The organism is Streptomyces sp. NPDC001816 (genome assembly GCF_042892235.1).
Classification (GTDB): domain Bacteria; phylum Actinomycetota; class Actinomycetes; order Streptomycetales; family Streptomycetaceae; genus Streptomyces.
The window spans coordinates 386001-400131 of sequence record NZ_JBIATY010000003.1 but is presented as its reverse complement, the minus strand read 5'-3'; the positions used below and the strand labels follow the sequence as shown (position 1 = coordinate 400131).

General features: G+C 73.3%; 11 protein-coding genes. 7 read left to right on the top strand and 4 right to left on the bottom strand.

What is annotated here, in order from left to right:
- The first annotated feature begins 1 nt into the window (after position 1).
- Positions 2-1741 carry a SulP family inorganic anion transporter gene (locus ACFYZZ_RS12845; protein WP_389174598.1) on the top strand — a complete coding sequence of 580 codons (1740 nt, stop codon included), beginning with the start codon at positions 2-4 and terminating at the stop codon, positions 1739-1741.
- A gap of 2 nt (positions 1742-1743) precedes the next feature.
- Here ACFYZZ_RS12845 and ACFYZZ_RS12840 read toward each other — a convergent pair whose 3' ends face one another.
- The 4 genes from ACFYZZ_RS12840 to ACFYZZ_RS12825 all read right to left on the bottom strand — a co-directional run bounded on the left by ACFYZZ_RS12840 (position 1744) and on the right by ACFYZZ_RS12825 (position 4912).
- The gene (locus ACFYZZ_RS12840; RefSeq protein WP_389174595.1) at positions 1744-3051 is read right to left on the bottom strand and encodes a diacylglycerol/lipid kinase family protein; all 1308 of its coding nucleotides are present in this window, start codon (positions 3049-3051) and stop codon (positions 1744-1746) included.
- Between the two features lie 174 nt (positions 3052-3225).
- Positions 3226-3579: a DUF805 domain-containing protein gene (locus ACFYZZ_RS12835; RefSeq protein WP_389174592.1), complete on the bottom strand. Its 354-nt coding sequence runs from the start codon at positions 3577-3579 to the stop codon at positions 3226-3228.
- 118 nt (positions 3580-3697) lie between these two features.
- Positions 3698-4282, bottom strand: coding sequence for an alpha/beta hydrolase family protein (locus tag ACFYZZ_RS12830; protein ID WP_389174589.1), 585 nt, complete (start codon positions 4280-4282; stop codon positions 3698-3700).
- An 18-nt stretch (positions 4283-4300) separates the two neighbouring features.
- Positions 4301-4912, bottom strand: a complete 612-nt coding sequence (locus ACFYZZ_RS12825) for an alpha/beta hydrolase family protein (protein WP_389174587.1) — start codon at positions 4910-4912, stop codon at positions 4301-4303.
- Between the two features lie 207 nt (positions 4913-5119).
- Between ACFYZZ_RS12825 and ACFYZZ_RS12820 the strand changes: the two genes are divergently transcribed.
- From ACFYZZ_RS12820 to obgE, 6 genes are all read left to right on the top strand, one after another.
- Entirely contained in the window at positions 5120-6211 is a 1092-nt protein-coding gene (locus ACFYZZ_RS12820) for a hypothetical protein (protein ID WP_389174584.1), read from the top strand.
- 46 nt (positions 6212-6257) lie between these two features.
- Positions 6258-7034, top strand: a complete 777-nt coding sequence (locus tag ACFYZZ_RS12815) for a TIGR03936 family radical SAM-associated protein (protein ID WP_386571832.1) — start codon at positions 6258-6260, stop codon at positions 7032-7034.
- A 262-nt stretch (positions 7035-7296) separates the two neighbouring features.
- On the top strand, positions 7297-11559 hold the full coding sequence (locus tag ACFYZZ_RS12810; protein WP_389174581.1) for a ribonuclease E/G: 4263 nt from the start codon (positions 7297-7299) through the stop codon (positions 11557-11559).
- Positions 11560-11799: 240 nt separating this feature from the next.
- Positions 11800-12120 carry a 50S ribosomal protein L21 gene (gene rplU / locus ACFYZZ_RS12805; protein WP_030749991.1) on the top strand — a complete coding sequence of 107 codons (321 nt, stop codon included), beginning with the start codon at positions 11800-11802 and terminating at the stop codon, positions 12118-12120.
- 14 nt (positions 12121-12134) lie between these two features.
- Entirely contained in the window at positions 12135-12389 is a 255-nt protein-coding gene (rpmA, locus tag ACFYZZ_RS12800) for a 50S ribosomal protein L27 (protein WP_023550764.1), read from the top strand.
- Positions 12390-12498: 109 nt separating this feature from the next.
- The gene (gene obgE / locus ACFYZZ_RS12795) at positions 12499-13947 is read left to right on the top strand and encodes a GTPase ObgE (RefSeq protein WP_389174579.1); all 1449 of its coding nucleotides are present in this window, start codon (positions 12499-12501) and stop codon (positions 13945-13947) included.
- Positions 13948-14131: the final 184 nt, after the last annotated feature.

Sequence of the window (14131 nt, the reverse complement as noted above, 5' to 3'; positions counted from 1 at the left end):
GATGGCGACCCGGCACGCCACCGCATGGGTACTGACCCGGCTGCGGGCCGTTCCCGGGGTCCGCGCCGTGTCGTCGTACCGGCGCGAGTGGCTGGCCAAGGACCTGGTCGCCGGAGTCGTCCTGACGACGCTGCTGGTGCCGCAGGGCATGGCGTACGCCGAACTCGCGGGCCTGCCGCCGATCACCGGCCTGTACACGTCGATCCTGTGCCTGCTGGGCTACGCGGTCTGCGGACCGTCCCGGATCCTGGTGCTGGGCCCGGACTCCTCGCTCGGGCCGATGATCGCCGCCACCGTGCTCCCGCTGGCCGGGGCGGGCGGAGATCCCGACCGGGCCGTCGCCCTGGCCTCGATGCTCGCCCTGATGGTCGCGCTCGTGATGATCCTGGCCTCGATGGCGAAGCTCGGCTTCGTCGCCGACCTGATCTCCAAGCCCACGATGATCGGCTACATGAACGGGCTGGCCCTGACCATCCTGATCGGACAGCTGCCCAAGCTGCTCGGCTTCAAGGTCGAGGCGGACACCCTGATCGGGGAGTGCGTCGGCCTCGTCGAGAAGCTGGCCGCCGGAGCGGTCGTACCGGCCGCGGCCGCGGTGGGGATCGGCGGGGTCGTGCTGCTGCTGGTGCTGCAGCGCCGGCTGCCGAAGGTGCCCGCGGTGCTGGTGATGGTGGTGCTGGCGATCGGCGCCGCCGCCGTGTTCGAGCTGGGCGCGCACGGGGTCGGGCTGGTCGGGGTGCTGCCGAAGGGCTTCCCGCCGTTCACCGTGCCCGACGTCCGGCTCGACGACCTCGGGCCGCTGTCCGCTGGCGCCCTGGGCATCGCCGTGGTCTCCCTGGCCGACACCATCTCCAACGCGTCGGCCTTCGCGGCCCGCACCGGACAGGAGGTCCGGGGCAACCAGGAGATGGCCGGGATCGGGGCCGCCAACCTGGCGGCGGGCTTCTTCCAGGGCTTCCCGGTCAGCACGAGCGGCTCGCGCACGGCGGTGGCCGAACGGGCGGGCGCGCGGACCCAGTTGACCGGGGTCGTCGGCGCGGCCCTGATCGTCCTCATGCTCCTGCTGGTCCCGGGGCTGTTCCGGAACCTGCCCCAGCCCGCGCTGGCCGCCGTGGTCATCGTCGCGTCCCTGTCCCTCGCCGACCTGCCGGGCACCGTACGGCTGTGGCGGCAGCGCCGCGTCGAGTTCCTGCTGTCGCTCGCGGCCTTCGTCGGCGTCGCGTTCCTCGGGGTGCTGGCCGGGATCGCGATCGCGGTCGCCCTGTCCGTCCTCAACGTCTTCCGCCGCGCCTGGTGGCCGTACGACGCCGTGCTGGGCCGGGTGCCCGGACTGGAGGGCTTCCACGACATCCGCTCCCACCCCGGCGCGCAGCGGCTGCCCGGCCTGGTGATCTACCGGTTCGACGCGCCGCTCTTCTTCGCCAACGCCAGGACCTTCCGCGACCAGGTCCGCCGGCTCGCCCACGGGGACCCGCGGCCGAGCTGGATCGTGGTCGCGGCCGAGCCGATGACCGACGTGGACACCACCGCCGCCGACGTCCTGGAGGACCTCGACGAGGCCCTCAACGCCGAGCACATCCATCTGGTGTTCGCCGAGCTGAAGGACCCGGTGCGCCGGAAGATCGAACGCTACGGACTCACCCGCACCATCGACCCGGACCACTTCTTCCCCACGGTCGAGGCCGCCGTCGCCGCCTACCGCCTGCGCACCGGCGCCCAGTGGACCACCGGCGCCGGGTGACGTCACCTGCCCAGCGCGAGCCGCGCCACCCGTGGCCAGTCGGCGGCCGGCCGGGCGACCGGTGAACCGGGGCGGCGGCGCGGCACGCGGACGCGCAGGGCCCCGGCGTCGATCCGGCACACGACGGGTACGGGCAGCTCGACGTGCTCTCCGTCGATACCGGCCGGGACGGTGGGCGCGTCCGCCTCGACGACGACCTCCCGCGCGGTCAGCCGGGTCAGCCCCGGCGAGCGCGGGCCGCGCAGCAGCCGGGCCGCCTGCGCGGTGCTGCCGACGCGCACGCACAGCACGCCGAGCCGTCCGGAGTTCAGGCAGACCCGGCGCCCCGGGCGGGAGACGTCGACGGCACGCCGGTAGGGGTTGTTGCTGACGAGCAGCGCCTGCAGGCCCGAGGCCCGCGACCGGCCGGCCCGCATGCGCAGGCTGGGGGCCTTGTCACCGGTGAGGAGATCGGGCAGCTCCCGCAGGGCCGTGCGGACCTTCTGGTCCCGGTATTCGGGATTGGCCACCACGACCGCGTAGGTGCCGAAGGAGACGTTGTTGACGAACACCCGGTCGGCGGCGAACCCGAGGTCGACGCGGAACTCGTCGGCGTCGGTGAGTGCCGCCAGGGCGGCCGCAGGGTCTTCCCGGTCCAGGCCGAGGTCCAGGGCGAAGTGGTTGCGGGTGCCGGCCGGGATCACGACGAAGGGCAGACCGTGCCGGGCCGCGACCTCGGCGACCAGAGCCTGTGTGCCGTCCCCGCCGGCCACGCCCAGCAGGTCGGCGCCGTCCGCCACCGCACGCCGGGCCAGCTCCGCCACGTCCTGGTGCCGTGTCGGGTCCAGCAGGACGACCTCGGCGCCCGCCGCCCGTGCCCGCTCCGCCAGGTGGCAGCGGGCCACCTTGCCGCCGCCGGAGTTCGGGTTCATCAGGACCCACGGATGGCGCGGCGGCTCGACGGGACCCCGGTCACGGTGGCGCGCGGAAGCACCCGCGGGCGTCAGGGCGATCTGCGCGGCCACCACCGCCAGCACCCACAGGCCCAGCGAGAGGAAGACCGCCCACAGCAGGTCGTGCGCGGCGTACAGCGCGAGGACCGCCACAGGCGCGGCCACCGACAGCAGCGTCCCCACGGCCCGGACCACTCCGGTGTGCGCGAGGGCCCACCACACCCCGGCGGCGGTGAGGGCGAGCCCCGCGACCCCCACCAGCATCCACAGCACGCTCTTCAGCCCGGCGACGACCAGCGGCACCGTCACGCTGCCCAGCAGGGCGAGCAGCGCCGCACGGGCCCAGCGGGCGGGAGCCGGGCCAGAAGCCGATCTCACTGTGTGCGTGGCACACCTCGAAAGAAGTCGCAGAAGCCGTCGTCGCGTCCAGCTTGGCCACGGCGGACACCGGACGGCTTCACCCGACGCGGGTGAACACGATCGCCAGGAGGCCCGAGTAAGCCGAGAAAGGCCCGCCGGAGAACCCCGGCGGGCCTTTTCGCTGACGTCGGCTCAGTGGGCCGGCGCGTACTTCGGGTTGGGGCCGTACTGGTTCGGCTCCGACTTGCCCTCGGTGGCGAGGAAGACGATCAGGATGATCGTGCCCACCAGCGGGATGAGGGAGATGAGGATCCACCAGCCGGAGCGGCCCGTGTCGTGCAGGCGGCGGATCGTGACACCGAGGCCGGGGAGCAGGACGGCGAGGGTGTAGATGAGGCTGATGACGTTCGAGCCGATGGCGCGGTCGACGATCGTCAGCACGATGCTGATGATCAGGTTGAACAGGAAGAACATCCAGTATTCCTGCCGCCGCGCACGGCCGCTGAACACCGCGTACTTCTTGAGTACGTCCACATACCAGTGCATTGTCTCGTCCCCCCTGGGATCCGCGTGATTGCTTCCCATCGAATCAGTCAGGCTGACTTGAAACCATAGTTTTGGCGTGCGCGAGTCAATGTGTTATCCGGCCGCTGCCGTTCGGTGATCAGACCCCGTCGGCGGCGCCGAGCCGATCGTCCAGCCAGTCGAAGACACGCTGTTCGAACAGAGCGCGGCCCAACGGCTCGCAGTGCCGGTGCGCCCCTTCCGCCTCGGTGAAGCGGACCAGGTGCTTCGGGCCGGTCAGGGCGTTGTACAACTCCCGCGAAGCGCCTGGCCAGAAGTGCTCGCCGTCCGGGTCGGTAATCAGCAGCGGGGTGGTGATCCGGTCGACGACCGGCATGAGGTCGTACCGGGAGATCTCGGCGACGAGGTCGAACGGCGAGTCGATGCCGTACGGCTTGGCCCGCCAGCGCCAGGTCGCGGCGAGTGGCCCGTCCTCGGCGAGGGCGTCCTCGATGACGCGGTCGAAGGTGGCACGGTCACCGGACTCCCACAGGTGGCGCAGATCGGGGCCGAGGTTGTGCCACCAGCTGTCCACGACACGGGTCACCCCCGGGTCGGCGACCGCGGCCGCGATCCGGTGCTCGTACGCGAGCGCGCGCGGGACCCAGTAGCCGGCCTGGCTGATGCCGGCCAGGACGATCCGGCGGGGGTCGACGTCGGGCCGGGAGAGGAGGAAGTCCACCACCGGGGTGATGACGTTCTCTCAGTCGGGCCGGAAGGTCACGCCCCGTTCGAAGAGCATCGACTGCTGGCCCGGGCCGTCGAAGAGCAGTACGCGGTATCCGCGGGCCACCGCCGGCGCGCCGAGCAGCGTCCAGGCGGAGCTGAGCGGGCCGTCGCTGCCGTTGTTGGCGATCAGCGTGGGAAGGGGGCCGGGGGCGCCGGGCGGGCTGACGAGGTAACCGGGCAGGGGCGTGTTCTCGTACGGGATGGCGACCGGCTCGGCGGGCGGGTCCAAGGACGTCAGAAAGCGGTCCAGGCAGGCGCGGTGCTCCGGGAACACCTCGGCCAGCCGTCTCTCGGGATCGGCGACCGCGTCGACGCCCACGAGGGCGGTGCCGAAGTAACCGGCGGCGCGCAACAGGGCGTCCCGGGCGCTCACCGTCCGCCCCGCCGCCGCGCTGCGGCCGGCCTGTTCCCGGACTCTGCGGGCCAGTTCGACCCAGGCGGTGAACCAGGCCTCGCCGTCACCGTCCGCCACGGCGGCAGCGGTCGCCAGCACCTCGCCCACGTCGGCACCCTGCCGCCATGCGGCGCCCAGGGCGAGCAGGATCTCGTAGTCGAACTGGTCGTTCTGGCTGAAGCGGTAGGTCATGGCGGCTCCCGGCACCGTTCATCCGTTCATCCGGTCATCCGTTCCGGGAGGTGTCCCGAAACCGAGAGCGAGGGTGGCCCTTGCACGACCGGACCGAGCGTGTGTCACGCCGGAACGCGCCGCCTTGTCCATGGATCGGACCAACATCCGCGGACGGGACCGACGGACGACTGCATCCGTAGGGGCTGCCCAGGCGTCTACCTCGGTATGGACCTCCAGAAGCCCCCGCCCGAGCCGCAGTACCCCGAGGGATGCCTCGCCGTCGCGATCCGCATTCCCGTGCGCATCGTCGTGCTCGTGCTGGTGCTGCCCGTGCGCATGGCGTGGGACGCGCTGGTGGTCTGCGGCCGGTTCCTCACCGACACCGTGCTGCGGCCGCTGGGGCGCGCGCTGCTGTGGATCGGCCGGGCGGTCTTCGTGTGGCCGTGGGTGGCGCTGTGGCGCTACGTCCTCGTGCCCGTAGGGAAGGCGCTCGGCTGGCTCGGGCACGTCCTCGTCGTCGTACCGCTGCGGTGGCTGTACGCCTACGTGCTGACCCCGCTCGGGCGCGCCGTCGCCTGGGTCGCGCGGGGGATCGGGGCCGGCCTGGAGTGGCTGTACGCGCGCGTGCTCGCACCGCTGGGCCGGGGCGTCCTGTGGCTGCTGAAGGGCGTGGGATTCCTGCTCGCCGCCGCCGGGGCGGGCGTGTTCGCCGCCGTGGCCTGGCTGGTGCGGTACCTGCTCGTCGTCCCCGCGCGGTGGCTGTACGAGTGGGTCCTCGCCCCGGTCGGGCGAGCGGTGGCGTGGGTGGCCGGCGCCGTGGTCACCGCGATCGGTGCGGTCCTGTACTGGACCGCCCGCGTCCTGGTCGTCCTGCCCGCCCAAGCCCTGTGGCGCTGGGTCCTCGTACCCGTCGGCCGGTTCCTCGCCGTCGTCGCCCGCGAGGTGGGCGAGGCCCTCGGGCACGCCTGGCGGGTCGCGGGACGGATCTCGCGCGCGGTCGGCAGGGCGCTCGCGACCCTCTTCCGGTGGATCTTCGTGGAGCCGCTGCGCTGGGTGTACCGCACGGTCCTGACCCCCGTCGGGCACGTCGTACGGGACTTCGTCCTGCGGCCCGTCGCCGAGGCCGCGCGCGTGGTGGGGCGGACCGCGCGGCAGGCGCTGACCACCGCCCGCGACACCGTGCGGCAGGCCCGCGCGGACCTGAGGCGGATGCTCTTCGGCGAGCCCCGGCAGCCGGTCGCGGTCGACCGGCGGGAACCCTCGGGACCCGGGACACGTACTCTTGGTAGCAGTACGACCGCTCTCACGAAGGACTAGGACACTGGGCAAGCGACAGCCCGAAGGCCCGCCGCCCGCACCCGCGGTGCAGCGCATCCGACTGCGCTACACCAAGCGCGGCCGCCTCCGGTTCACCAGCCACCGTGACTTCCAGCGCGCCTTCGAGCGTGCGCTGCGCCGCGCCGAGGTGCCCATGGCGTACTCGGCGGGGTTCACACCGCACCCGAAGGTGTCGTACGCCAATGCCGCACCCACCGGCACGGGCAGTGAGGCGGAGTACCTGGAGATCGCGCTGACCGAGTCGCGCGACCCCGAGACCCTGCGCGACCTGCTCGACGAGTCGCTGCCCACCGGGCTCGACATCGTCGACGCGGTCGAGGCACGGACCTCGGGCCTCGCCGACCGGCTCACGGCCTCCGTCTGGGAGTTGAGGCTGGACGGAGTCGACCCGGTCGACGCACAGCGCGCGGTCGAGGCCTTCACCGAGGCCGACACCGTCGAGGTGCAGCGCATGACCAAGAACGGCGTCCGCACCTTCGACGCCCGCCCCGCGGTCGTGCACCTGGAAACCGACAGTCCACTGGCTGATAGGCCTAGCGACCAGCCCTGTGCGATACTGCGGCTGGTTGTTCGGCACGTGACGCCTGCCGTACGACCCGACGACGTCCTGTCCGGTCTCCGCGCCGTGGCCGACCTGGCGCCGCCGGTCCCCGCAGCGGTGACCAGGCTGGCGCAGGGGCTGCTCGATGAAGAGACCGGCACGGTGACCGACCCGCTCGCGCCCGACCGCGAGGCAGCCGAGGCCCTGACGGCCCAACCGGTTGCCGCCGCGACGGCGCCGACGCCGGAAGGTCCCGCGTAGGGACGGACGTCGTAGCGCAGCCCTCGTACTCGGGAGCCACCTGGGTCGGGCAGCGCACCGACCAGAAGACTTTCGCCAGGCCGTACCGACAAGGCGTACGGAACCGGCGAGACAGGACACAGAGTGCTCCCGTGCGGCGCCCGCGCCCCGGACGGCGGCCACCGCGCATCGCGCGGGCCGCGGACGTCAACGGCGGACGGTCCTTGGAGACCGACGCCGGACCAGGCGCGGCGCCCGGGAGCCTGACGGGAGAAACGCCCGCATGCTCGAGCCGACCGAGCCCCAAGAGGGCTCTGAACTGAACACTCCGAGCGACACCCTGCCGCCGCGCAGGCGTCGCCGTGCCGCCTCTCGCCCGGCGGGTCCGCCCGCCGCGGCCGAGGCACCCACCGAGGTCACCGTGCCGGCCATACCGGCAGCGGAGGCCGACGAGATCGCCGAGGAGCAGGCCGAGGCCGTCGAGGCGCCCGCCGCCGTCGAGGAGCCCGCGCCCGCCGCTCGTACCCGCCGCCGCGCCACGCGCCGTGCGTCCGCGCCCGCCGGGGCGCCCGCGGCTGCCGAGGCCGTCGAGACGGCCGTTCCGGCTGCTACGGCTGTGACGACCGCTGCCGCCGAGGCCGCCCAGCCGGTTGAGGCCGCCCAGTCGACCGAGGCCGTCGAGGTCGTCGAGACTGCCGAAGAGGCCGCGCCCGCCCCCCGTACCCGCCGCCGTGCCACCCGCCGCGCCTCCGCGCCGGCCGGAGCACCGGCCGCGGCCGAGGCCGAGGAGAAGGCCGAAGTGAAGGCTGAGGAGAAGGCCGAGGAGAAGGCGGCGGCCGAGACCGCGCCCGCCGTCGAGGCCGCGCCCGCCGCCCGTCCGCGCCGTCGCGCCGCCCGCCGCGCCTCCGCCCCCGCCGGCGCGCCGCAGGCCACCGAGGTGCCCGAGACCGCGCCCGCCGCCGAGGCACCGGTCGCCGCCGAAGCCGCCCCCGCCGTGGAGGCCCCGGCAGCCGAAGCCGCGCCCGCCGTCGAGGCGGAGGCCGCGCCGGCCGCTCGTACGCGCCGTCGTGCCACCCGTCGGGCGTCCGCGCCCGCCGGCGCCCCGGCCGCCGCCGAGGCCACCGAGACCGTCGTACCGGCCGCTGCCGCCGCGCCCGTCCCCGAGGCCGTGGAAGAGCCCGCGGCTGCCGAGACCGTCGAGGCTGCTGAGGCCCCTGCGGCCGCCGAGGCCGCTGAAGAGGCCGCGCCGCGCCGTACCCGCCGCCGCGCCACCCGCCAGGTCTCGGCGCCCGTCGGTGCTCCTGTGACCGAGGAGGCCCCTGTGGCCGCCGAGCAGGCCGCCGCCGAGCCCGCCGAGCCCGTCGCCGTCCAGGCCACCGCCGAGACCCCCGCCGAGGGTGCGCCGCGCCGTCGCCGCCGGGTCGTGCGGCAGGCCGCGACCGGGTTCTCCGCACCCGCGCACTCCCCGGCCGCCGAGGCCGAGGCCGAGGCACCGCGTCGCCCGGCCCGGCCCGCCGTGGCCGTGTTCCAGGCGCCGGTGTTCGCCGAGCCGAAGTTCCAGACCCCCGAGCGGGCCGCCGCCGAGGCCGCTGCCGAGGCCGCCGGGTCGGAGGAGACCGAGGAGACCACGGAGGCCGCGGAGACCGGGGCGTACGCGGAGGAGCGCGCCGAGGCCGGCTCGCGCCGTCGCCGTCGCCGCCGTGGCGCCGCCTTCGCCGAGGAGACGCAGGCCGTCGAGGTCGCCGCCGAGGACGAGGAGCCGGAGGAGGCCGAGGAGGCCGCCGCCGAGGACCTCGCCGAGGGCGACGAGACCGAAGAGGCCGAGGGCGCCGAGGAGGCCGGCGCGCGCCGCCGCCGTCGCCGGGGCGGCCGTCGCCGTCGCCGTGGTGACGCCGTCGAGGGCGAGGCCGGTGAGGGCGCGGAGGCCGAGGCCGACGAACTGGCCGCCGAGCAGGCCGCCCAGGACGCCGAGGACACCGCCGAGCAGGAGGAAGAGGACGCCGAGGAGGCACACGCCGACGAGGCCGGCTCCTCCAGCAGTCGTCGCCGCCGCCGGCGCCGTCGTCGCGCCGGTGACACCTCCGCCGACACCGAGCCCGGCGACGGCGACCCGGAGCGCACGGTCGTCAAGGTCCGCGAGCCCCGCAAGCCCGCCGAGCCGTCCGACGAGGTGCAGTCCATCAAGGGCTCGACCCGTCTGGAGGCGAAGAAGCAGCGCCGCCGCGAGGGCCGTGAGCAGGGCCGCCGCCGCGTTCCGATCATCACCGAGGCCGAGTTCCTGGCCCGCCGCGAGGCCGTCGAGCGCGTGATGGTCGTGCGCCAGCACGGCGAGCGCACGCAGATCGGCGTCCTCGAGGACGGTGTGCTGGTCGAGCACTACGTCAACAAGGAGCAGTCGACCTCGTACGTCGGCAACGTCTACCTGGGCAAGGTCCAGAACGTGCTGCCGTCGATGGAGGCCGCCTTCATCGACATCGGCAAGGGCCGCAACGCCGTCCTGTACGCCGGTGAGGTCAACTTCGAGGCGCTGGGCATGGCCAACGGCCCGCGGCGCATCGAGTCCGCCCTGAAGTCCGGCCAGTCGGTCCTCGTCCAGGTGACGAAGGACCCGATCGGCCACAAGGGTGCCCGTCTGACCAGCCAGGTCTCCCTGCCGGGCCGTTACCTCGTGTACGTCCCCGAGGGCTCGATGACCGGCATCAGCCGCAAGCTGCCCGACACCGAGCGCGCGCGTCTGAAGACCATCCTCAAGAAGATCGTCCCCGAGGACGCGGGCGTCATCGTGCGCACCGCCGCCGAGGGCGCGAGCGAGGAGGAGCTGCGCCGGGACGTCGAGCGGCTGCAGGCGCAGTGGGAGGACATCCAGAAGAAGGCCAAGAGCGGCAACGCTCCGACGCTGCTGTACGGCGAGCCGGACATGACCGTCCGGGTCGTGCGCGACATCTTCAACGAGGACTTCTCCAAGGTCGTCGTCAGCGGTGACGAGGCCTGGGAGACGATCCACGGGTACGTCTCCCACGTGGCCCCGGACCTGGCCGAGCGGCTGTCGAAGTGGACCTCCGAGGTCGACGCCTTCGCCACCTACCGGATCGACGAGCAGCTCGCCAAGGCGCTGGACCGCAAGGTCTGGCTGCCCAGCGGCGGTTCGCTGGTGATCGACCGGACCGAGGCGATGGTCGTCGTCGACGTCAACACCGGCAAGTTCACCGGTCAGGGCGGCAACCTGGAGGAGACGGTCACCAGGAACAACCTGGAGGCGGCCGAGGAGATCGTGCGCCAGCTGCGGCTGCGCGACCTCGGCGGCATCATCGTCATCGACTTCATCGACATGGTCCTGGAGTCGAACCGGGACCTGGTGCTGCGCCGCCTGCTGGAGTGCCTGGGCCGCGACCGTACGAAGCACCAGGTCGCCGAGGTGACCTCGCTGGGCCTGGTCCAGATGACCCGCAAGCGGGTCGGCCAGGGCCTGCTGGAGTCCTTCTCCGAGACCTGCGTCCACTGCAACGGCCGTGGCGTCATCGTCCACATGGAGCAGCCGACCGCGGTCGGCGGCGGTGGCGGCGGCAAGCGCAAGAAGCGCGGGCGCGGCGGTGACGGGCAGCTGCCCGAGCACGAGGTCGCCGCCGTGGCCGTGGAGACGGGCGAGGCCGTCGAGCCGGCGGCGGAGACGGTTGTCGAGGTCGCCGCTGAGCTGGCCGAGCCGCTCGCCCTGCCCGCCCCCGACTTCGAGCCGGACGAGGAGCTGTACAGCAGCGTCGCCGAGGCGGAGGCGGCGGCCGGCCGTGGCCGCTCGCGTCGCCGCGTCAGCCGTCGTGCCTCGGCTCCGGCCAGTGCGCCGAAGGCCGAGCGCCGCAGGGCCGCGAAGGCCACCGAGGCCGCGGAGACCGTCGAGGCCGTCACGCCCGCCGAGGAGGCCGTGCTTCCCACGCTGCCGGAGCCGGAGGCGGAGCTGGTGGTCGAGGCGCAGGCCGAGCCGGTCGCCGTGGCGGCCCCGGAGCCCGCTGTCGAGGAGGCCGCGCCCAAGGGCCGTACGCGTCGTCGGGCGACCCGCAAGGTGTCGGCGCCGGCCGGTTCCCCGGCGGGCGCGGAGGCGGCCGTGGTGACGGTCGCCGAGACCGCGCCCGAGGCGCCGGTGGAGCAGCCCGAGGCCGAGGCCCCGGCTGCGGTCGAGGAGGCGCCCGCCGAGAGCGCCGCCCCGGCCCGCCCGCGCCGCCGTGCCGTGCGCAAGGCCACCGCGCCGTCCGCGTCCGAGGAGACGGCCGTCGTGGTCGTCCCGGCCACCGCGTCGGAGGCGGCTGCCGCCGAGGCGCCCGCTGCCGAGGCGGCGCAGGAGGCGGTCGAGGAGGCCGTGCCGGCCAAGAAGACCGCCCGCAAGGCGGCCAAGAAGGCCACGGCGAAGAAGGCCGCCACCAAGAAGACCGTGGCCAAGAAGACGGCCGCCAAGAAGACGACGGCCAAGAAGGCGGCCAAGACCGCCAAGACGGCCGCCGCCAAGTCGACGGCGAAGAAGACCACCACGGTCTCCGCGGCCGCCGACGAGGGCTGAACCCGCTGAGCGGTGTGCGGCCGGTCCGTGTGACCGGCCGCATACCGCGGGGGCCCGGCCCGGTTTGACCCCTTCGGCCACGGCCCCGTAACCTTGACCGTCGGCGTGTCCACTGAGCACGCCACATCCCCGTAAACCTCTTCCTCCCGGGCACACGGTTGGCCGGGAGAGGTTGCCCGTGTCATCGCTGGGCGGCTGGCCTGCGGGGGTGCCGTTTCTTCGAGCGAAAGAGAGATCCGCGTGTACGCCATCGTGCGCAGCGGTGGTCGCCAGCACAAGGTTGCTGTCGGCGACATCGTTGAGGTTGACAAGATTTCCACCGCCAAGGTTGGCGACACGGTCGAGCTCTCGACCCTGCTCGTTGTCGACGGCGACGCTGTGACCAGCGACCCGTGGGTGCTGGCCGGCATCAAGGTCCAGGCCGAGGTCGTGGACCACCACAAGGGCCAGAAGATCGACATTCTGCGCTACAAGAACAAGACCGGCTACCGCCGTCGTCAGGGCCACCGCCAGCAGTACACGGCGATCAAGGTCACGTCGATCCCCGCGGCTGCGAAGTAAGGGACTGAGGAGACATGGCACACAAGAAGGGCGCATCGTCCACCCGGAACGGTCGCGACTCCAATGCCCAGCGGCTCGGCGTGAAGCGCTTCGGCGGTCAGGTCGTCAACGCTGGTGAGATCCTGGTCCGTCAGCGCGGCACCCACTTCCACCCGGGCGCCGGCGTCGGCCGTGGCGGCGACGACACGCTGTTCGCGCTGCAGGCCGGTGCGGTGGAGTTCGGTACCCACCGTGGCCGCAAGGTCGTGAACATCGTTCCGGTCGCCTGACCGAACGTTCACTTCGCGAGGCGGACCTCACTTCCCGGTCGGGAAGGCGGGTCCGCCTTTCGCGTGTTACGCAGTAGAGATTCCCGTACGTATCTGGAGGCACTGAACCATGACCACCTTCGTGGACCGCGTCGAGCTGCATGTCGCCGCGGGTAACGGAGGTCACGGCTGTGCCTCCGTCCACCGTGAGAAGTTCAAGCCGCTCGGCGGCCCGGACGGCGGCAACGGAGGCCGTGGCGGTGACGTCATCCTGACCGTGGACCAGTCGGTCACCACGCTCCTGGACTACCACCACTCCCCGCACCGCAAGGCCACCAACGGCAAGCCCGGCGAGGGCGGCAACCGCTCCGGCAAGGACGGCGAGGACCTGGTCCTGCCGGTGCCGGACGGCACCGTCGTCCTGGACAAGGCGGGCAACGTGCTCGCCGACCTGGTCGGCCACGGCACCTCGTACATCGCGGCGCAGGGCGGCCGGGGCGGCCTCGGCAACGCGGCGCTGGCGAGCGCCCGCCGCAAGGCGCCGGGCTTCGCGCTGCTGGGCGTGCCCGGTGACCTCCAGGACATCGTCCTGGAGCTGAAGACGGTCGCCGACGTGGCTCTGGTGGGCTACCCGAGCGCGGGCAAGTCCTCGCTGATCTCCGTGCTCAGCGCGGCCAAGCCGAAGATCGCGGACTACCCGTTCACCACCCTCGTCCCGAACCTGGGCGTGGTGACCGCAGGCGCGACCGTCTACACCATCGCCGACGTGCCCGGTCTGATCCCGGGCGCCAGCCAGGGCAAGGGCCTCGGCCTGGAGTTCCTGCGGCACGTGGAGCGGTGCAGTGTGCTGGTGCACGTGCTGGACACCGCGACCCTGGAGTCCGACCGCGACCCGGTCTCCGACCTCGACATCATCGAGGAGGAGCTGCGGCAGTACGGCGGCCTCGACAACCGTCCCCGCATCGTCGTCCTGAACAAGATCGACGTGCCGGACGGCAAGGACCTCGCCGAGATGGTCCGCCCCGACCTGGAGGCGCGCGGCTACCGCGTCTTCGAGGTGTCCGCGGTGGCGCACATCGGGCTGCGGGAGCTGTCGTTCGCCCTCGGTGACCTGGTCGGCAGGGCGCGCGCCGCGAAGCCGAAGGAGGAGGCGACGCGGATCGTCATCCGGCCCAAGGCCGTGGACGACGCGGGCTTCACGGTCACGCGCGAGGAGGTCGACGGCGAGCCGCTGTTCCGGGTGCGCGGCGAGAAGCCGGAGCGCTGGGTCCGCCAGACCGACTTCAACAACGACGAGGCCGTCGGCTACCTCGCCGACCGGCTCAACCGCCTCGGTGTCGAGGAGCGGCTGATGAAGGCGGGCGCCCGCTCCGGCGACGGCGTCGCCATCGGCCCCGAGGAGAACGCGGTCGTCTTCGACTGGGAGCCGACGGTCATGGCAGGCGCGGAGATGCTCGGCCGGCGCGGCGAGGACCACCGCTTCGAGGAGCCGCGGCCCGCGGCGCAGCGCCGCCGCGACAAGCAGGCCGAGCGGGACGAGACGCAGCGCGAGTACGACGAGTTCGACCCGTTCGAGTAGCCGGTCGCACCACCCGGGCCGAGAAGGTGAGCGCCGGGCACCGCGCCTGCGGTGTCCCGGCGCCGGGCACACCTGCGGCGAATGGCCGGATCGGCTCGGGATTCGCCCGCTGACTCCCGTTACCGTGGGCATCTCCTGACAGCCAGTGAGACCCGTTGCGGCAAGGTCACGTTCCATCCGTGGT

Excerpts from the sequence above, each read along its gene's own strand:
- ACFYZZ_RS12810 (WP_389174581.1), top strand. The coding sequence starts at position 7,297 with ATGCTCGAGCCGACCGAGCCCCAAGAGGGCTCTGAACTGAACACTCCG.
- rpmA (WP_023550764.1), top strand. The coding sequence starts at position 12,135 with ATGGCACACAAGAAGGGCGCATCGTCCACCCGGAACGGTCGCGACTCC.
- ACFYZZ_RS12845 (WP_389174598.1), top strand. The coding sequence starts at position 2 with ATGGCGACCCGGCACGCCACCGCATGGGTACTGACCCGGCTGCGGGCC.
- ACFYZZ_RS12820 (WP_389174584.1), top strand. The coding sequence starts at position 5,120 with ATGGACCTCCAGAAGCCCCCGCCCGAGCCGCAGTACCCCGAGGGATGC.
- ACFYZZ_RS12835 (WP_389174592.1), bottom strand. The coding sequence starts at position 3,579 with ATGCACTGGTATGTGGACGTACTCAAGAAGTACGCGGTGTTCAGCGGC.
- ACFYZZ_RS12825 (WP_389174587.1), bottom strand. The coding sequence starts at position 4,912 with ATGACCTACCGCTTCAGCCAGAACGACCAGTTCGACTACGAGATCCTG.
- obgE (WP_389174579.1), top strand. The coding sequence starts at position 12,499 with ATGACCACCTTCGTGGACCGCGTCGAGCTGCATGTCGCCGCGGGTAAC.